The organism is Exiguobacterium sp. SH1S1, assembly GCF_004337245.1.
In the GTDB taxonomy this organism is placed as follows: Bacteria; Bacillota; Bacilli; order Exiguobacteriales; family Exiguobacteriaceae; genus Exiguobacterium; species Exiguobacterium aurantiacum_A.
Genome location: NZ_SJUZ01000001.1, coordinates 646175 through 663734 on the forward strand (window position 1 = coordinate 646175; position 17560 = coordinate 663734).

A 17560-nucleotide genomic window follows, 5' to 3' on the forward strand; every position below is an offset into this window, starting at 1 on the left:
TACCCTGTACGCATCGATTCTACCCGTCCGAGTCCATAAAAAAAGACGCCTTTCGATCAAGGCGTCTCGTCTAATCAGATAAAATGTAACATCGTTTGATTGAACTTCTCCATCTCGTCGAGCACGGTACCGTGACCGCTCTCCTCGAAACGCTCGATGCGCGCGTTCGGGATGCCTTTTTCCATCTCTAGGGCAAACTCGAACGGACAGACTTTGTCGTGGACGCCATGGATGATCAGCGTCTCGACGCCGACTTTCGGCAAGTCTTCACGAAGGTCCTCGTCGCGGAGCGCTTTCGCCGAGGCGATCGTCCCGTGGCTCGAGGCGATGAGTGACAAGCTGTGGAACCAGTTTTGAAGCGGTTCTGGATGCTTCTTCTCAAAGAAGATCTCGCCGAACCCGGTCAACATCGAGGCACGGTCGCGTTTCGTATCTTCGATCAAGGCGTCGACTTCTTCTTTTGTCATGCCGTACGGATAGTCCGGGCGTTGCGTGAATACCGGTGCCGCCGCGCCGGCGAGGATGAGTTTTTTCAAACCACCGTCCGGATAATCGACCGCATAGCGGATCGCGATCGCCCCACCCATCGAGAAGCCGACGAGTGTGAAGTCTTTGACACCGAGGCCGTTGACGACCATGTTCACGTCAGACGCCATCGTCTCGTAGTCATAGCCCGTAGCCGGTGCGTCCGACTTCCCGTAACCCCGGTAATCGATACCGACGTAGCGGTAGCCCGCATCCAACAGCGCGTTCCTCTGATACTCGAACATGTTGTTGTTCGCCGGCCAGCCGTGCAAGAAGACGACCGCGTCGCCCGTTCCGACGTCCTCGACAAAAATAGACGTCCCGTCATGTGCTGTAATGTAATTCCCCATCATTCAAAACCCCCAATCGTATTGTTGAGCGTTGTGCGCCGTACGTTTGCCCACAACCCATCTGTTCCCGTTTGAACGAACTGAAAACCTGTCAACCGTCGCGCCAGAGCGATTCGGCCTTCAAGATATGCTCGACCGCTTGCGCGCCTTCTCGTAACACGGACGTCTTCCACGTCTCGTCTTCCGGGTAGAACATGGCCATGAATTCTTTTTTGATGCCGTTCCGTGCCTCCGGGTCTTTCGTGCCTTCGAAATAGAGACGATTCTCTAAAATGATCGTCAAAAATTCACGGATCAGCGCTTTCGTCGACGTGCCGAACGTCCCGAATTCGAACAAGGCCGAGACGAGCTGCTTGTCCGGATGCTGCGTGTCGCGGACGTAATAGAAATGGTTCGTCGAGTCGCCGAGCACGTCATCCGGATTGTACGTCTTGATGTTCTTCAACCCGTATGTCTGTTTTAACTGCTCGGCGCTGCGTCCGTCCCGCTCGCTGACGAGCATCGTCACTTCGTTCGTCGGCCCGAGCGCGGTGTGCCAGTCCATATGAACGACCCGGTCGTAACGGTCGAGAAGATCGTGCTGGATCTCTTTCATGAAGACAGCGGACGGTTCGTCGGCGTCTCCGCCATAATAGACGCCTTTCGGGAATTGGTACTGGCCCATCCCTTTCGCCTCGGTCATCGCGTCGAACCCGTCGAGCTTGATGCCAGAGCCGAGGAACGAATAAATGTGTTCGCGCGCCTCGTGATAGTCGTCGATGACACCGTCCGGGACGAACAAGTGGCGCATCACCTCATACTCTTTATTGACGTTTCGCGGCAGCGACTCCCGGTCGACGACGTAGTTTCGGTTCAAATCGACGTTATGTTCGTTGACGCGCCGGAAATGTTTCATCCCCCATGGGTTGACCGCATGGATGAAGCAGACGCCTGTCACGTCATGGCGGACGTTGCCGAGCTGTGTCTCGATGAATTGCTGCGTCACGGCCGCACCGGCGTAGCCTTCGATCCCATGCTCGCCGATCGTCATGAGCAGCATCGCCTCACGTGACCCGGCCGGTTCGCCGATGATCACGTCGATCGTATCTTCCCCGATCGAATGCGACATCGTCCGCGCGCTCGGGTAGTATTGTTTGACGGTGTCGAGCAAATCGAGAAACCTCTCGCGCGACTCGTCGTAAGATGATGAAAAATAAGTACTCATATGATTCCCTCCATTCATGTCTTCTGTACCCCTTTCCCATTTCGAGGCAAGCTAAAAACGCCTCCCGAGGAAGGCGTTTCGATTAATGGGCTCCGGCTTTCGTGCCGCGGTCTTGGCGGCGGAACGCAAACAAGTAGACGAGCGGGGCGAGCAAGACGGCACCGAATAGCCAATACGCACCAGGGCTTGCGAACAACGGTTCGAACGCGCGGAAGAACAAGGCGACAAGTGAAAACCCGACGACGAGCTCGGCTGTCCAAATGACGGCGCGCCGGACGGCAAGGGTGATCGTGTTCGTTTTTTGGAAGAGTGCTGCGATAAACGCGATCAAAAAAGCCGGGAAGCTACTGAACCAGAGCATCCGATTCAACGTCGATTCGGCAAAATAAGTGTTGCCGAGCGACACGGTGATCGCGTAATGGGCGATCAACACAAGCAAGACGACAATCCACCCGACAAGCACATCTCGTTCCCATTTTTTCATCCTTCTCCCTCCATTCTTTAGAAAAAGAGCTACACTTGTATTTACCCGTTTCTCGTACTGTTCGGTCATACGACACAACAAAAAACGCATCCCATCAGGAACGCGTCTTCGTTCACTTATCGAACAGATGGCTCGCCCAGTCACGGGCCCGCTCGAGCTCTCCCTCTTTGAGCGGTCCTTCTTTGTCGAGGACGAGGAATGATTCTTGAAGCACCGGCTCTGCTCCTTTTTCCGTAAGCGCCCGTTCAATCCGGGTCGCGGCGTGGCCGAACCACTTGACGATCTTTCCGACGAAAAAGCCTTGGTCTTCTTCGGCCATGCTCGTATCGAACGCCGCGGCCCGCACTCCGCGGAGCGCATGATCCGACAGTCCGTCGAGAAACGTCTTCACGTCCTCGGTCTCGCGTCCGCCGTGTGTCGGTGATCCGACGACGAGTAAATCGAGGTTGGCGAGATCCCCGTAGCCGATATGACTGATGTGAACCGCCTCGACTTGATGAAGCTCGCCGAATCCGTCTTTGATGGCGTGGGCGACTTTTTCTGTGCATCCGTACATCGAGTCAAAAGTGATGAGGATTTTCATGACGTATCCCTCCATTAAGCGAAAACTTTCTTATGTCTACATGGGACTATTCCCTTAATGATGGACCGCTCATCATGTATCCATTCTTTTCTCTATAATCCGATTCGAAATCTGTTCCTCAAAATTATATAAGTTCATCGACGTTTCCTCAGCCTAGTGCCCAAAAATACCGCGATTCCCAAGCCGATGGCGGCATAGGCGATTACGTCTAGATGATTTCGGCTGTCAAACGGTGCTTCATGGACGAATTCGGCCCGCTTCCACTCAGTACCGTCCTCGACCGCGAGCACGTCTTCGACCGACTCCCCTTCCACTTGACGATATTCTGTTCCGATCGGATACATGTTCGAGGCGTCCCCATAATAGTCGCCGGTCATATCGTCAGCCAACGTCTCGACCTCACCGACGACGTCACCAAGATCAGCCTCCAAGACCATAATGTCCGTCACTTCATACACCCGTCCGTCCAAGACGACGAACGCGTACGCCCAGGACAAGGCGTGGACCGACAGTGAGACAGAAAGCAGCAACACCAACATCCAAACGACTCGTTTCATTCGATTGCCCAGACGAACGTCGCCGTATCGCTCAAATCGATATCGTCCGGCTGAAGCTCTGGCATCGACGCCTGTGAATGGAACACCTCTTCATGGAATACCAAATTAGTTGGCGAGTAAAGATGGAGCTCGGCCCACGTATAGTCAATCCGTTTCAATTCCCCAAGCTTCGCACCGGCCGCTTTCGTCAACAGTTCAGCCCGATGCAACGCACTCTCCGCCGCGCTGGCGAGGAGTGCATCGCTAACCACATCTGAATCTTTGATCGTGAACTTGATGGACAGTTTTGGATCTGCCATTGAATTCGTGACGCTTTGGATGACGTCAGACAAGCGTTTCGTGTCGAGGTCAAACTCAAGTTTTGTTCGTTGCTCACACACATAGCCACGGAAACGAGATTTATAATTTCCGTCCTCGTCACGGTAACTTTCATAGTCTGTATCGATCGAGAAGTCCGTCGTCTTTAGAGCGGTCTTATCGAAGCCGGCCTGTCCAAGCGCCTTTTGCAGACGCGCCACGGCCGTCGCCGCCTCGTTCATCGTCTCCTCGTAACGCACGGCCTTCGAGGTCAACTCCATTTTCACGACAATCAAGTCTGGCTTGGCCGATACTTTTCCCGTTCCTTTGACTGTGATGGTGCGTTCCATGTTTCATTCTCCCCTTTCTCTCTATCCTAAGTCGCTTAATTGTGCAATTGCCATTGCGTCATCGTCCGAAACGGAACGAAGCCGATGCTGTAATAAAACATCTGGTCTGAAGCGACAATCGCCTGTTCCGCCCCTAGTTTCCCGCTCCGTATGATCGCCTCATAGACGACCGACTTTCCGAAGCCTTTCCCCCGGTACGTCGGGTCCGTCACGACCGGTTCGACGTAACTATAGCGATCACCCGGGCGATACCAGACACCACAATGTGCAACGTACTTCCCCTCAGGTGAGGCAATGGCAACGATCAGTTCAGGGAGAATCACTGGACTCGACAACATTTTTTTCCGTCCGGCGATGGTCGCGGCATCATCCGGCGCATTCCCGTCGTGGTCAAAGCCACGCCACATCACTTGGTTGTATTGTCGCCAATCCCATTCATCCGCGAGAGACACGTAGGAGAACCCGTGCGGCAACGACTCCTGATTTATCCGAGAAACATGGATTTTCGCGAACCGCTCGATTTGTCTCGTCGGTCGAAATCCGGTCTCTAAGGCGGCAAGTTGCAGACACTCATCCTCATCCGGTAACAATAGTCGCAAATCACCATGCCTATGCAACCGCTCGACCGCATAGGCAACGAGTTCAGGCTTCAATGCGTTGTACCCTTCCTCCACGACCAAAATCGCTTCCCCTAAATTGAGCTCATACGTCGCCAGGGCGACAAGGCGCCCCTCATCTTCCCACATGCCAATCCGATGCACATGTTCTTGATCACGAAGCGCATGGTTCACCGCCCAGTCCCACGCCCCCCATAAAAGACGTGGTGCCTGCAGCTCCGTTAAGTTGATTCTGATGAGAAAGTCTCTTACTTTTACAGCATCCTCCGACACATAAGGCTCATGTGAATACGGTCGAAATGAGATCACTGTGCCACCCTCCTCTATAAAGCTTTCACTGAACAGCATCCAGTCCCTGCCAATACGTGATGTTGCTACAATTCGCCAGCGACTTCGAAACCTCCTTCACGATGGCATCACACTAGCCGCCCACTTGACGTCGGTCAGTTCGTACAAGAAATGAAAAGAGTGAGCAACCGAATAATCGTGTCCCCACTCCCGCTTCAACTATTCTCTTGTTATGTAGCAGTTTTTTTCAAGAGGAGACAAAAAACCGAACATGATACCACGTCCGGAAAATCTACAAGCATTTTACGAAAATGTCACGATTTTACGACATGGAGACACTCTGGCCGCTCAAACCCGACATCCCCTAAAAACCGCAACTCATCAATCGTCAACTCGTCGAGCGTGATCGAACGAACGCTCGGTTCGGTCTGTTCATCGACCCACACTTTCCAAATCTCGACTTCATCCGCCGTCTTCAGGTGGTCGGTGATGTAGTCAACGAGTTGCTGGGCTCTCGTTTCGGTGTAGCGCCAACGCAATTCAGCGACGTGCGGTTTTTTCGAGTACGCTTCGACGTTTTCCTCTGCATAATAAAGTTCTCGTTTGACCTCAATCTCGTCGAGTTGCTCTTCTGCCTCGACGTGCATCAAAATCTTTTCGTCGCGATCGAGGTCTTCGTCGTCTGTGAGCATTTCAGGCAACACGACACCTTTTTTGATGGCCTCGTTGATGGATAAGAATTCGATATATGGATTTTCGACTTCTTTTAGCGGTCTATCGCTCGTCATAAATTGAATTTCACTCATGTTATTTGCCTCCCACTCTTATATCATCATAGTCATTGTTTCATCGCGCGAATGGAAATGATGAGTCCAATCAAATAGCCGATTATCGAGCCGATGACAATCCCGTATGCAACCGTAAAATCGAATAGTAGAGAGATGATCATCCCGGCAGCCGTTCCGAAAATAAGACCAAGCCCGACCGCTGATTCGCGCCATTCGTTCATTTCCACCACCACCTTCCTTCCGCTCACTACATACGAATTAACCCAATAAAATGTTTCATTTTTCACTCACTCTCTCGCCATTTAGCCAACAATGTGTTACAACGGCTGCGGACAGCCGGACTTCCTGTCTCGAGTTGTTTATGGAGCAAATCAATCAGTTCATCATGGAAGCGCGAATAGCGGACGCTCAAGTCGAATAGCGCTTGGAGCGAATTGACGATGACGATTTTACTCGTCTCGGAAGCAATCCATGCTTTTAGAACACGGACGACCTGCCCCGCTTCGTCATCGCTGAGCGGCAACCGCGGCATCAGTTGGGCGACGTGCCAACGGACTTCTTGTTGGGTGAACGCTGGCAAAAGTTCGAGGAGCGGCGCCTGATGCGCCTTCAACAGTTCAGGATAGCGTCGCGTGATCTTCTCGACCGCATCCGCGCTTCGCATTCGGACGACAGGACGGTCATCGGTCAACCCGACCATCAGTTCCGCGAATCGTTCTGAATCGTCGCCAACGAATTGGACGACCTCATCGACCCGTCCGATGGAACGCAAGTCCCCGCCTTGAAGACGTTCCAACAGATTCTCCTCCATCACTGATCCCGTTCGACCAGTTGACGCGCCTCCCTCAACTTTGAAAGTTTCCGATATTGTTTCAGCACGAATGTGATAAATAGTATACTGACTAACAAATTAGGAACCCAGAGGAAAGATTCGATACCGTTCGACAGGTTGAGGAATGCTACAAATAAATTGAGATACAACACAAAACTATACAGATGAAAAATCCGTCGTTCATGGCGAATCTTCGAGTCAATGTCTGAGTAGAGTCGAAACGGTCCGTCAGTTGTTAGTTTTCGGAGAAAGACCCAACGAAATGTCGTCGCGACGACCTCAATGCCCATTTCCTCCAAAAATTCAAAGTAAGCGACCGATTTCGGATGACTTGGTGCCTCTTCAATCAATTCGATTCGATAAGTATATTTGTTCGGCTCCCCTTGCACAAACGTGTAACGCCCAAGTCTAAAACGTTCAAGAAACCACCCTGTACCCGCCATATCGTTCAACCAAGCCTCTTCCTTTTCGTAATCCGCGTAAAAGCGATATACCGTTTTGGTTTTCATGATTTGTTTCCCCCAATCCACTGTTTTCCATTCGTGACGAGTTCTTCGAGCCGGACGAGTTCGGCCTCAAGCACTGCTTGTCCTAGAGGTGTGACGACATACTCTTTCTTTCGTCCGCTCGCTTTCTCCACTGCTTCAATCCATCCTTTTTCAACTAAGTTGCTTAACGCGCCGTATAATGTTCCCGCCGCCAACTGGACACGGTCATCGCTCAATTCTTGTACGAATTGCATGATTCCATACCCGTGACGCGGAACTTGTAGCGACAATAAAATGTAATACACCGCTTCCGTCAACGCGACGGTTCCTGCTGATTGTGTCATAGTTTATCTCCTTTACTTCGTCTACCGTTATATCGTCTCCCGATATAATGAGTGTACGCTCATCTTCAATAATTGTCTACAAAAAAAACCTATGTTCCCATAGGTTGCTCATCCTGTCGTGTGGCGCTGATACACCAACAAATTGACGCCTGCATAATCATCTTCTTTCATATACGTGAAACCGAGACGTACCAAGACCCGTTGCGAACGCTCGTTTTCAGGATAGCTGAGCGCGATGATTGGTCCTATTCCCGCCAGCAAATCGAGAAACTCGAGTGCCTCTTGAGCTGACTCGACCGCGTACCCTTTCCCCCATGTGGTCGGATCGAAAGCATACAATAACTCGACATCGCCAGTCGGTAACCGTGAGAAACCGCAATGACCGATCAGTTGGTTCGTCGACCGTTCAACCACACCCCAGACCCCGTAGCCATATTCCATCCACTGCTCCTGGAAACGAGTCAGCAAGTGCGCGGCATCTTCTCGAGTCTTCTGTTTCCCGTCCCCTAAATAACGGCTCACCTCCCGTTGACCGAGTATGGCGGCGTATGTTGTTAAATCCTCTTGAGTGAGTGACCTCAATACCAGCCGCTCAGTCTGTCGAGTTGGAATCATCTGTTCGTCCTCCTGTTAATAAATATAGAAAAGGAGCGACTATGCGCTCCAAAATTAGCTTTCAATCAGCTGTTCTATTCGTTTATTTCCTTCAAATTCGGCGAGCAGGGCCCGCACTTCATCTGTCGATTTCGTATCCATCAGTTTCACACGGAGGTCGCTCGCCCCGGGGAACCCTTTCACGTAAATCTTGAAGAACCGGTGCAAGTTCGAGATCGAACGCGGCACGTCTTCTTGGAATTTGTCTTGCAGGTCGAGCTGGAGACGAAGAAGATTGAGGTGCTCTTCCATCGAGTGCTCACGCGGCTCTTTCTCGAACGCGAACGGGTTCTTGAAAATCCCGCGACCAATCATGACGCCGTCGACGCCGTATTTCTCGACGAGTTCTAATCCCATTTGACGATCGAGAATATCGCCGTTGATTGTGATGAGCGTATCCGGTGCGATCTCATCACGTAGTTTCACGATATCCGGGATCATCTCCCAGTGTGCGTCGACTTTACTCATCTCGTTGCGTGTGCGTAAGTGAATCGACAGATTGGCGATGTCTTGCTTCAAGAGATGCGTCAACCAATCGCGCCACTCGTCGAGTTTTGCGAAGCCGAGTCGTGTCTTGACGCTGACCGGGATGCCGCCAGCTTTCGCCGCTTGAATGAGTTCGGCCGCGACGTCAGGACGGAGGATGAGGCCGCTCCCTTTCCCGCGTTTGGCGACGTTCGGGACCGGGCAACCCATATTGATGTCGATACCTTTGTAACCCATCTCGGCCATGCCGATGCTCATCTCGCGGAAGTAGTCCGGGTTGTCACCCCAAATATGGGCGACCATCGGCTGTTCGTCCTCCGTGAACGTCAAGCGTCCACGCAGGCTGCCTTTCCCTTCCGGATGGCAGTAGCTGTCCGAGTTGGCGAACTCGGTGAAAAACACGTCTGGACGTCCGGCATGGGCGACGACGTGACGGAAGACGACGTCAGTCACGTCTTCCATCGGGGCAAGTACAAAGAATGGACGCGGAAGGTCGCGCCAGAAGTTTTCGTTCATATAAAATCATTCCCTTTCGTAATCAATCCAACAAAATCACTTTATCCATTCTATTATGGACGGGGGAATGTATCAACTGACAATACTTTCGAAATTTTTAACGCTCCTCATTCCCAATAATCTTGAAGAAGTGCGTGAACCCGTCTTGCAACAAGTACTCCAATACACGATTCATATGTTCCGGCTCGACAACATTTGTCTGCAGCAACGTTTGGAGCACCATCCCATCGATCGCTGCCATCGTCCACGCGGCGACCGCTCGTGTCGAAGGACCTCGCTCGACACCGTACGCTCGTACGAAGATGGCTTCCACCCGGTCGATCCACTCCTCATACTTCTCTTTGAACTTTTGTTGCAGTTCCTTGTTCCCGAGCATCGCCTCATGGGCCAAGTAAAACTGTAGTCGACTCTCCGCATCTTTTTTCAAGCGGTCTTGCATCCCGTCGAAAATCTCTTGAATAATGGCATGGGCTTCTTTCTTGTCTTCGATCGATACGGTCGCGATTCGGCGAATCTCGCCCAAGCCCTCGTCCATCACATCATAAAGAATGGCCTCTTTGGAACTGTAATAGTGATAGATGGCGCCCGTGCTAAGCCCCGCCTTCTTCGCGATGCCACGAAGCGTCGTGCCTTGGATCCCGTTCTCGATGATCGTCGCTCGCGCCGCCTCTAATATCTTTTGTTTCCCTTCGTTCATCATGTGCTTCGACGCTCCTCACTTAATAATGGCTAATTATATCATAATGATTTGACGGTTCTATGACATGTCCCTGTGACGTCCCGAACATCATTGACAACGCTTCCAATAGTTTGTTACACTTTTCACATAAACATAACGAACGTTCGGTATGTTTATTGACATCATATTTTTCATTGTTGTTTCGTCACCAATACTTTAGAAATGAAAGGGGCGTTATTTATGTTCTTCTTTGAATCCATTCCTTGGTACAATGTCGCCATGTGGTTCGTCGTATTCGGCTTGTTGATCGGATTAAATGAAATCGTCCGGTCCAGCAAAAAAGCCAGCATTCTCATGTTCATGGCGGTTCCGATCGTGTTGACCCCGATTTGGTTCTTCACCGCCGACCCTGAGATCACATCATGGTTTCACTGGGTGAAAGTGTATTCCGCTCTCGCCGGAAGCTTGATTTACATGGTCATCCGCTTCACCGATTATCACAAAAAACATCCATGGTACTTGATACTCGTGCCGGGTATCTTGGCCCTCAATATCGCCGAGGCCGTCGTTCGAGAATTCCAAGTCGGCATTCTGGGATTTGAAGGCATGGTCGACGGGATGAATTACATCTCGGGTGGTTGGAACTACGTGAACGCCGTTGCCGGGATCCTGAACTTGCTACTCATCTGCGGCTGGGTCGGCATCTTCGCGACATCCGGCAAGAAAAAAGACATGCTATGGCCAGACCAGACGAAGCTTTGGATTGTTGCTTACGGCATCTGGAATATCGCCTACGTCTATTCATGTGCACCGGGTAACGCGTTCTATTCAGGGTTCGCCTTGAACATCGCCGCGACGGTTCCTGTCCTGCTCTGGGCGAAAGGGACGTGGATGCAAAACCGTGCCCAGACACTCACGTTTTGGATGATGTGGGTCATGACGTTCCCTTACTTCTTCGCCGTCGGCAGCACGTTCAACGTGAGCGTGTCGTATAATCCGGCAGCGAACTGGACGATCGCGCTGTTCAGCCTTGCGCTGAACGTCGTCCTCGCCGTCTGGCAAGTGACGCGCATCGTCAAATACAAACTCAACCCGTTGAAAGACGAGTTGTGGAAAGATACGAACGAATACAAAGAAATCAACGCGTTGCGTGAAGATGCAGTTCCTGAACGGGAAACCGCGATCGGTAAAGCGTTGTAAGCAAAAGACGGGCTACGAGGCCCGTCTTTTGCTACGTAAATTTAGATAGCTCTGAGAGCAGCTCAAAATAAGTTGCTCTTCAAAAAAATTTTTTACGTGTATGATATAATTGTAAATAAGTTGATCAAAGTGAAAAGGGTGATAAAAGTGGATAAGAACTCATATATCGAACGTCAAAGGCAAGTAAAATTTGCAGTTGGTATGGCTGCAATCGACGGGGGAAAACCAAGTCCCTTCACACAGAAATTGCTGAATCGATATGAAAACGGTGAGATCACTTCAGCCCAATTTAAGCAAGCCATTATGGAGCAGTATACGAAAGCACATCAATCCTAATGGATCCTTATGTTTACCCACATACAAATGTACTCATTAATAAACTTGGGATAACTGACGAACAACAACTGATTAATGTTGAAGCACAACTCATCATTGCAAACATATTAGAGATCGAGTCACTCATTTCGGAAGTGGATTTCGATAGTTATCATTCTCTGCAACAAATCCATCGACATCTATTCAACGAACTATATGAATGGGCCGGCGAATTTCGCTCAATCAATATCTATAAAAATGAGCGAATTTTGGGTGGCTTATCTGTGGTTTACAGTGATTCTTTGCAGATTCAAACGAACTTAGCATCTATCTTTGATTGGAAACAAGAAATCACATGGACCCATAAAAATATACGACTGCCCGTCTATTTCGCTAAGCTAATGACAGATTTGTGGCGGGTTCATCCTTTTCGTGAAGGAAATACCCGTACCGTTTCTGTTTTCATGAAACTTTTCGCTCAACATCATAATTTGCCTTTTAATGCAGAACTGCTTTCTAATAACGCCGGTTACCTTAGAAATGCACTCGTCATGGCCGCTATCAATGATGCGCCAGATCCGACCTATTTACACAAAATCATAAATGATGCTTTATCTATCGACGTCTCTACTAGCTTGTCAGATAGTGACGCTTCTTCTGAAAAATATCGCACAATTGGTTCGTATAACGTTTCTAGTTATGAAGAAAAGCCATTCTCTACAGACCATCATGAATCATAATTCAAAAAACAGACAACCTTAGAGAAACCGCTCACCGGCCTCTCTAAGGTTGTTTATTTTCAAATATAATTAAACGACGATCTAAATTTTGAATGCATGATCATTATTGGGGATTCAACTCTCCCGTACCAAAAGTTGCATCGAACGCCCGGCACCAGATCACGACTGTTGAATATTGCGTGAGCTCGACGTCTTCAGGAACCAAATAGTTTTGGTTCCCAGTATTTCCTTTTAACGAACCGAGGCTGATTCCTTCTGTCGTCTCCATCCCCGGCTGAATCAAATAGACGAACAAGTCGGGACCATTTGTCGTTTGGAAATCTTCGAAACGCAGGTACACGCCATCTTCTGCACGAATCGTTTGAATGTTGCCTGACGTCTCATAATTTTTTTCACCATCCATGAACACCCCTGCCAAGTCGGTAAACTCCGTAGCGGCTCCATCATCCTCAGAAGCCGGAGGTTCCGTCGCCTCCTCAGCTTCTCCTTCTTCTACAGTTGTATCAAGTGAAGTCGGTGGAAGTCCTTCATCAACCGTCTCTTCCAAGAACAGCGGAGAAATGAGCCACCAACCAATCAAAAGGACGGCTACTCCTACTATACCTAGGATCACTTTTGTCACGGTTCGCATCATCTTCGCTCCATTTCATGAGAAAATCTCTAACCCTTCACCATCCTATGATGGCTGCGAGCACTCAGTACAAATAACCCAACAGATCCAATCGACCATCCGTCCACGCCTTCGTACCTACGGGGCGAATCATCAATTCATCAAACGATTCTTCCCCAATCCCGCGTATCATCTGCCGCTCATCGTCTATTTGGAGCCACGAACAAGCGTTGTCAACATGGCTGAATCCGGCTCGTAAATAAAGATCGGGTCGATCCGCAAACAATAAGAGAAAATCGACCTGTTTCGTCTCTCCTATACTAATAACCTCGTTCAATAACGCTTCACCAATCCCGTTACCACGCACATCTTCCTGTACACATAAATCAATCACACCAAGAACTTGAATCGGATGCCCGTTCAAATTCATCACCCGATAGTCTAACCCGACATGACCCACAACCTGACCTCGGTCTCCAAAAACAAGGAGACGAAGATGAGGTAATTGCTTGAAATATCGGCGTTTTGGATAGAGGGGTTCAAATGACGCCACTAACAAATCACTTAACTCATTGTTCAATTTCTCGTCAATGTCTAATTCCATATACCGCTGAATTTCCATTCGCACTTTCCTCCCCAACGTGATACTAAAAAACCTCCGATTTTAACAAATCGAAGGTCATTTTTTTCAGTTTATTCTATTTTTTCAAGCCACGCCACCGTCTCGACATGCGCCGTATGCGGGAACATGTCGACTGGTGTCACTTCGACTAATTCGTAGCCGCGGTCGGCGAGATAACGCATATCGCGCGCTTGTGTCGCGACGTTACACGATACGTAGACGATCCGTTTCGGTGCCATCTCGACCATAGTCTCGAGGAACGACTCGGCACAGCCTTTGCGCGGCGGGTCGACGACGATGACGTCCGGATTGATGCCGTCTTGCTTCCACTTCGGAAGGACGTCTTCGGCCGCGCCACAGGCGTACGTCACGTTATCGATCTCGTTGACGAGCGCGTTCTGTTTCGCGTCCTCGATCGCTTCCGGCACGACCTCGACGCCGTACACGTGCGCTGCTTTCCGGGCAAGGAACAGACTGATCGTACCGATGCCGCAGTAGGCGTCGACGACTTGTTCCGTGCCGGTCAACTGCGCATATTCGAGCGCCTTGCCGTACAGCTTCTCCGTCTGGACCGGGTTGACTTGGAAAAACGAGTGCGGCGAGATCGTGAACGTCAGTCCACCGATCTTATCCTCAATCGTCTCGTGGCCATAGAGCAGCTTATTCGTCGCCCCTAAGATGACGTTCGTCTTGTCCGGGTTGACGTTTTGCATGATCGACGTCACGTCCGGAAGACGTTTCAAGATGTCGGCGACGATCTCATTCACGCCTTTGATTTTCGTCGTCTTCGTGATGAGGACGATCATCAATTCACCTGAATGGTACCCGTAACGGGCCATGACGTGGCGGATGACGCCGCGTCCTGTCTTCTCGTCATACGCCGGCACACCGTGCGCCGCGAGCACGTCGCGGACGACTTGGACGGCCTCATCGTTCCGCTCGTCTTGGATGAGACATTCCTTCATCTCGACGATGTCGTGCGAGCGTGGGCGGTAGAACCCGGCGACGAGACGATCTCCTTCTTGCTTGAACGGCACTTGCGCCTTGTTGCGGTAACGCCACGGTTCTAGCATCCCGATCGTCTCGTGGACCGGGACGTCGAACTGGCCGAGCCGCTGGAGCGCCTCGACGACGCGGTCCCGTTTTTGACGGAGCTGGCCGTCATAGCTGAAGTGTTGGAGCTGACAGCCCCCGCACTGATAAAAGATTGGACACGGCGGTTCGACCCGGTCCGTGCTCGCTTGTTTCACTTCGATCAGCCGGGCGAAGCCGTACTGTTTGTTCGTCTTCGTCACGACGATCTCGACCGTCTCACCCGGGAGCGCGTTCGGCACGAACAACGTATAACCGTCGACGCGTGCCACGCCTGCCCCTTCGTGTGTGAGGTCATGGATGTGGACGTCGAGACGGTCGTTTTTAGTTACTGGTAGCATGAGTCTCTCCTTTCCCGATTCGAGAAGTACGTATTGGTTCATTACCCGTTCAGAGGCCAACGAAAAGCTCGGCGTGAGCGCCACGCCGAGCCGACTTATTCTGCTTTCTCATTCGACACGTTGAACAATTGCTTGATCATCTGTTCGCGTTCGTACTGAGCGTTCAACTCTTCCATCTCGCGGATGCGCGCGTTCGGTGCGAGCACCGTCAAGTGACGGAACAAGTTCCGCATCTCACCCGTGCATTCGCCGCCGTACTCGCCGTCGATGTTGAGACTCATCCGCTCCGTCGTCGTCTTCATCTTGACGTGGCCCGTCTTGACGTGCTCGACGAGCGGGCTCGACAAGTGCTCACCCCGGAGCAACAAGCGGACGACGTGGATGAATTCGAACAAGTTACATTTCCGTAAGATGAACAAGTCAAACAAGCCGTCATTGAGTGACGCGTGTGGCGAAATCTTCTCAAAGCCGCCGACCGAGTTCGAGTTCGACGTGAGGAAGATCATCACTTCCCCGCTGAACGTCCCTTCGTCATGCTCGAGCTCGATATACGTCGGCTTGATGAGCGGTAGCTTCTCCATCCCTTTGACGTAATAGGCGAGCTGTCCGAGCGCCGTCTTCAACTTCGACGGCACTTCGTACGACAGCTCGGTCATGATGCCGCCGCCGGCGATATTGATGAAGTAATGGATATCTCCCGCCTCGCCTTCGATCTCCCCGAGGTCGACCGGCATCTCGAAGCCGTCACAGATGACGTCGAGGGCACCGACGACGTTTAAAGGAATCCGCATCGCCCGAGCGAAATCGTTCGTCGTTCCGACCGGAATGAGTCCGATCGTCGGACGTTCATCGAGCGGAGCGAGTCCCGAGATGACCTCGTTCAACGTCCCGTCCCCGCCGGCCGCGACGATCAAGTCGAACTCGGCCGCCGCGGCCCGCTCGGCTTCGAGCGTCGCGTCACCGATCGCTTTCGTCGCGTACGTCGACGTCTCATAACCCGCATCCTCGAGGCGGTTCAAGATATACGGGAGCTCCCGTTTGATCACTTCTTTTCCAGATGTCGGGTTATAGATGACCCGTGCGCGTTTTCGTTGCATATCGTTTCTCTCCCCTATGCTCATTTCGAGCGAAAAGCGAGACACAAGTGCCTCGCTGCTGCTTAACGTTTCGCGATCTCTTCGTGGAACAAGCCATCGAGGAGCGCCGGGTTCGCCATCCCTTTCGTCTGCTTCATGATCTGCCCGATGATGAAGCCTTTGGCACGGTCTTTCCCGTTCTTAAAGTCTTCGATCATCTGCGGATGCGCTTCGAACAAGTCGAGGATATAGCCGCGCAGCAAGTTCTCGTCCGAGATTTGGGCGAGACCTTTCGCTTCGACGTACGCCTTCGGTTCGGCGCCTTCCTCGATCATGGCCGTGAACACGCGTTTCGCGATCTTCGAAGAAATTGTACCTTCTCCGATCAAACGAATCAACTCCGCGAGCGAACTCGGCGTCAATTTCATCGTCTCGACCGTCTCGTTCGACTTGTTCAAGTGGCCGAGCACTTCGCCCATGAGCCAGTTCGCGGCAGCTTTCGGTTCGGCACCGGCCGCTGTCGTCGCTTCAAAGAAGTCCGAGAACTCGCGCGTCGACGTGAGCGCCTTGGCGTCATAAGCCGACAAGCCATAGTTGTTCATGTAACGCTCGCGGCGTTCGACCGGAAGTTCTGGGAGCGTTTTGCGAATGCGCTCTTTCCACTCTTCGTCGATCTCGAGACGGACGAGGTCCGGCTCTGGGAAGTAGCGGTAATCGGCCGCCCCTTCCTTGACGCGCATGAGGATCGTCTTCTTCGCCGCCTCATCGAAACGGAGCGTCTCTTGACGCATGACGCCGCCCGTGATGAGGAGTTTACGATGACGCTCTTCCTCATAATCGAGTGCCTTCAAGACGTTCGAGAACGAGTTCAAGTTTTTGAGCTCCGTCTTCGTCCCGAACGGCTCTTGACCGAACGGACGGACCGAGATGTTACAGTCGCAACGGAGCGACCCTTCTTCCATCTTGACGTCCGAGACGCCCGCGAACGAGAGCACTTCTTTCAAGCGTTCGAGGTAAGCGACCGCGTCTTTCGGTGACCGCATGTCGGCCTCACTGACGATCTCGATGAGTGGTGAGCCGGTCCGGTTGAAGTCGACGACCGAATGTTTCTCGCCCGTATGGTTCATCTTCCCAGCATCTTCCTCGAGATGGACCCGCTCGATGCGGAACCGTTTCATCTCGCCATCGACTTCGACATCGACGTGGCCGTTAAAGCCGATCGGTTGGTCGAACTGCGAGATCTGGTACGCTTTCGGCGTATCCGGATAGAAATAGTTCTTGCGGTCGAACTTCGTATCGGTCGCGATTTCACAGTTGAGTGCCATCGCGGCCTTGATGGCGAGGTTGACCGCCTCTTCGTTCAATTTAGGCAGAACGCCCGGGTGTCCGAGACAGATCGGACACGTTTGCGTATTCGTTTCGGCACCGTACGTGCGCGAGCAGCCACACCAAATCTTCGACTTCGTGCTCAGCTCGGCGTGCACCTCGATCCCGATGATCGTTTCAAAGTTCATCGTTGTCC

Annotated in this window: 23 protein-coding genes; 3 read left to right on the forward strand and 20 right to left on the reverse strand. The window is 51.6% G+C overall.

Annotated elements, in window-relative coordinates; translation table 11 throughout:
* Positions 1-74: 74 nt before the first annotated feature.
* From EVJ23_RS03325 to EVJ23_RS03390, 15 genes are all read right to left on the reverse strand, one after another.
* Positions 75-875, reverse strand: coding sequence for an alpha/beta fold hydrolase (locus EVJ23_RS03325; protein WP_201739215.1), 801 nt, complete (start codon positions 873-875; stop codon positions 75-77).
* A gap of 91 nt (positions 876-966) precedes the next feature.
* Positions 967-2079 (reverse strand): M14 family metallopeptidase, encoded by a 1113-nt coding sequence (locus EVJ23_RS03330; RefSeq protein ID WP_131464112.1) that lies wholly within the window; start codon positions 2077-2079, stop codon positions 967-969.
* Positions 2080-2161: 82 nt separating this feature from the next.
* Positions 2162-2563: a hypothetical protein gene (locus tag EVJ23_RS03335; RefSeq protein ID WP_070328613.1), complete on the reverse strand. Its 402-nt coding sequence runs from the start codon at positions 2561-2563 to the stop codon at positions 2162-2164.
* A gap of 112 nt (positions 2564-2675) precedes the next feature.
* Entirely contained in the window at positions 2676-3146 is a 471-nt protein-coding gene (locus EVJ23_RS03340) for a flavodoxin family protein (RefSeq protein WP_070328611.1), read from the reverse strand.
* A 134-nt stretch (positions 3147-3280) separates the two neighbouring features.
* A complete protein-coding gene (locus EVJ23_RS03345) occupies positions 3281-3703 on the reverse strand; it encodes a hypothetical protein (protein ID WP_131464114.1) in 423 nt (140 codons plus the stop codon).
* Positions 3700-4350, reverse strand: a complete 651-nt coding sequence (locus EVJ23_RS03350; protein WP_131464116.1) for an SIMPL domain-containing protein — start codon at positions 4348-4350, stop codon at positions 3700-3702. Before EVJ23_RS03350 ends, EVJ23_RS03345 begins: the two co-directional genes overlap by 4 nt.
* 35 nt (positions 4351-4385) lie before the next feature.
* Positions 4386-5276 carry a GNAT family N-acetyltransferase gene (locus tag EVJ23_RS03355; RefSeq protein WP_161567001.1) on the reverse strand — a complete coding sequence of 297 codons (891 nt, stop codon included), beginning with the start codon at positions 5274-5276 and terminating at the stop codon, positions 4386-4388.
* A gap of 293 nt (positions 5277-5569) precedes the next feature.
* Positions 5570-6061, reverse strand: coding sequence for a hypothetical protein (locus EVJ23_RS03360; RefSeq protein WP_131464120.1), 492 nt, complete (start codon positions 6059-6061; stop codon positions 5570-5572).
* A gap of 32 nt (positions 6062-6093) precedes the next feature.
* Positions 6094-6264, reverse strand: coding sequence for a hypothetical protein (locus EVJ23_RS15195; protein WP_161567002.1), 171 nt, complete (start codon positions 6262-6264; stop codon positions 6094-6096).
* A 62-nt stretch (positions 6265-6326) separates the two neighbouring features.
* A complete protein-coding gene (locus EVJ23_RS03365) occupies positions 6327-6839 on the reverse strand; it encodes a hypothetical protein (RefSeq protein WP_131438785.1) in 513 nt (170 codons plus the stop codon).
* Positions 6840-6853: 14 nt separating this feature from the next.
* Positions 6854-7384, reverse strand: coding sequence for a DUF2812 domain-containing protein (locus EVJ23_RS03370; RefSeq protein ID WP_131438786.1), 531 nt, complete (start codon positions 7382-7384; stop codon positions 6854-6856).
* Positions 7381-7707, reverse strand: coding sequence for a PadR family transcriptional regulator (locus EVJ23_RS03375; RefSeq protein ID WP_071398061.1), 327 nt, complete (start codon positions 7705-7707; stop codon positions 7381-7383). The genes EVJ23_RS03370 and EVJ23_RS03375 overlap by 4 nt, the downstream gene beginning before the upstream one ends.
* A 108-nt stretch (positions 7708-7815) precedes the next feature.
* Positions 7816-8322, reverse strand: a complete 507-nt coding sequence (locus EVJ23_RS03380) for a GNAT family N-acetyltransferase (protein WP_131438787.1) — start codon at positions 8320-8322, stop codon at positions 7816-7818.
* A 54-nt stretch (positions 8323-8376) separates the two neighbouring features.
* Positions 8377-9363, reverse strand: coding sequence for a tRNA dihydrouridine synthase (locus EVJ23_RS03385; RefSeq protein ID WP_131464122.1), 987 nt, complete (start codon positions 9361-9363; stop codon positions 8377-8379).
* Between the two features lie 97 nt (positions 9364-9460).
* The gene (locus tag EVJ23_RS03390; protein ID WP_131464124.1) at positions 9461-10063 is read right to left on the reverse strand and encodes a TetR/AcrR family transcriptional regulator; all 603 of its coding nucleotides are present in this window, start codon (positions 10061-10063) and stop codon (positions 9461-9463) included.
* Between the two features lie 219 nt (positions 10064-10282).
* On the opposite strand from EVJ23_RS03390, the gene EVJ23_RS03395 reads away from it, so the two are divergent.
* The 3 genes from EVJ23_RS03395 (at position 10283) to EVJ23_RS03405 (ending at position 12297) form a co-directional block, all read left to right on the forward strand.
* Complete coding sequence (locus EVJ23_RS03395; RefSeq protein ID WP_131464126.1) at positions 10283-11242, forward strand: DUF5692 family protein; 960 nt, start codon at positions 10283-10285, stop codon at positions 11240-11242.
* Positions 11243-11389: 147 nt separating this feature from the next.
* Complete coding sequence (locus EVJ23_RS03400; RefSeq protein WP_035386432.1) at positions 11390-11578, forward strand: antitoxin VbhA family protein; 189 nt, start codon at positions 11390-11392, stop codon at positions 11576-11578.
* Positions 11578-12297, forward strand: coding sequence for a Fic/DOC family protein (locus EVJ23_RS03405; protein WP_070328602.1), 720 nt, complete (start codon positions 11578-11580; stop codon positions 12295-12297). Before EVJ23_RS03400 ends, EVJ23_RS03405 begins: the two co-directional genes overlap by 1 nt.
* A gap of 103 nt (positions 12298-12400) precedes the next feature.
* Here the strand turns inward: EVJ23_RS03405 and EVJ23_RS03410 are convergent, their stop codons facing one another.
* From EVJ23_RS03410 to gatB, 5 genes are all read right to left on the reverse strand, one after another.
* Entirely contained in the window at positions 12401-12928 is a 528-nt protein-coding gene (locus EVJ23_RS03410) for a DM13 domain-containing protein (RefSeq protein ID WP_236641223.1), read from the reverse strand.
* A 64-nt stretch (positions 12929-12992) separates the two neighbouring features.
* Complete coding sequence (locus EVJ23_RS03415) at positions 12993-13529, reverse strand: GNAT family N-acetyltransferase (protein ID WP_035386431.1); 537 nt, start codon at positions 13527-13529, stop codon at positions 12993-12995.
* 71 nt (positions 13530-13600) lie between these two features.
* On the reverse strand, positions 13601-14962 hold the full coding sequence (gene rlmD, locus EVJ23_RS03420; protein ID WP_131464128.1) for a 23S rRNA (uracil(1939)-C(5))-methyltransferase RlmD: 1362 nt from the start codon (positions 14960-14962) through the stop codon (positions 13601-13603).
* A 95-nt stretch (positions 14963-15057) separates the two neighbouring features.
* Positions 15058-16059 (reverse strand): diacylglycerol kinase, encoded by a 1002-nt coding sequence (locus EVJ23_RS03425; RefSeq protein ID WP_131464130.1) that lies wholly within the window; start codon positions 16057-16059, stop codon positions 15058-15060.
* 62 nt (positions 16060-16121) lie between these two features.
* Positions 16122-17552 (reverse strand): Asp-tRNA(Asn)/Glu-tRNA(Gln) amidotransferase subunit GatB, encoded by a 1431-nt coding sequence (gatB, locus tag EVJ23_RS03430; RefSeq protein WP_131464132.1) that lies wholly within the window; start codon positions 17550-17552, stop codon positions 16122-16124.
* Positions 17553-17560 lie beyond the last annotated feature (8 nt).

Bases quoted from the DNA above. Each gene is read 5' to 3' on its own strand.
- EVJ23_RS03425 (WP_131464130.1), bottom strand. From the start codon at position 16,059: ATGCAACGAAAACGCGCACGGGTCATCTATAACCCGACATCTGGAAAA.
- EVJ23_RS03350 (WP_131464116.1), bottom strand. From the start codon at position 4,350: ATGGAACGCACCATCACAGTCAAAGGAACGGGAAAAGTATCGGCCAAG.
- EVJ23_RS03335 (WP_070328613.1), bottom strand. From the start codon at position 2,563: ATGAAAAAATGGGAACGAGATGTGCTTGTCGGGTGGATTGTCGTCTTG.
- gatB (WP_131464132.1), bottom strand. From the start codon at position 17,552: ATGAACTTTGAAACGATCATCGGGATCGAGGTGCACGCCGAGCTGAGC.
- EVJ23_RS03380 (WP_131438787.1), bottom strand. From the start codon at position 8,322: ATGATTCCAACTCGACAGACTGAGCGGCTGGTATTGAGGTCACTCACT.
- EVJ23_RS03370 (WP_131438786.1), bottom strand. From the start codon at position 7,384: ATGAAAACCAAAACGGTATATCGCTTTTACGCGGATTACGAAAAGGAA.
- EVJ23_RS03385 (WP_131464122.1), bottom strand. From the start codon at position 9,363: ATGAACGAAAACTTCTGGCGCGACCTTCCGCGTCCATTCTTTGTACTT.
- EVJ23_RS03325 (WP_201739215.1), bottom strand. From the start codon at position 875: ATGGGGAATTACATTACAGCACATGACGGGACGTCTATTTTTGTCGAG.
- EVJ23_RS03390 (WP_131464124.1), bottom strand. From the start codon at position 10,063: ATGATGAACGAAGGGAAACAAAAGATATTAGAGGCGGCGCGAGCGACG.
- rlmD (WP_131464128.1), bottom strand. From the start codon at position 14,962: ATGCTACCAGTAACTAAAAACGACCGTCTCGACGTCCACATCCATGAC.
- EVJ23_RS03375 (WP_071398061.1), bottom strand. From the start codon at position 7,707: ATGACACAATCAGCAGGAACCGTCGCGTTGACGGAAGCGGTGTATTAC.
- EVJ23_RS03405 (WP_070328602.1), top strand. From the start codon at position 11,578: ATGGATCCTTATGTTTACCCACATACAAATGTACTCATTAATAAACTT.
- EVJ23_RS03395 (WP_131464126.1), top strand. From the start codon at position 10,283: ATGTTCTTCTTTGAATCCATTCCTTGGTACAATGTCGCCATGTGGTTC.
- EVJ23_RS03360 (WP_131464120.1), bottom strand. From the start codon at position 6,061: ATGAGTGAAATTCAATTTATGACGAGCGATAGACCGCTAAAAGAAGTC.
- EVJ23_RS03345 (WP_131464114.1), bottom strand. From the start codon at position 3,703: ATGAAACGAGTCGTTTGGATGTTGGTGTTGCTGCTTTCTGTCTCACTG.
- EVJ23_RS03410 (WP_236641223.1), bottom strand. From the start codon at position 12,928: ATGCGAACCGTGACAAAAGTGATCCTAGGTATAGTAGGAGTAGCCGTC.
- EVJ23_RS03415 (WP_035386431.1), bottom strand. From the start codon at position 13,529: ATGGAAATTCAGCGGTATATGGAATTAGACATTGACGAGAAATTGAAC.
- EVJ23_RS03330 (WP_131464112.1), bottom strand. From the start codon at position 2,079: ATGAGTACTTATTTTTCATCATCTTACGACGAGTCGCGCGAGAGGTTT.
- EVJ23_RS15195 (WP_161567002.1), bottom strand. From the start codon at position 6,264: ATGAACGAATGGCGCGAATCAGCGGTCGGGCTTGGTCTTATTTTCGGA.
- EVJ23_RS03340 (WP_070328611.1), bottom strand. From the start codon at position 3,146: ATGAAAATCCTCATCACTTTTGACTCGATGTACGGATGCACAGAAAAA.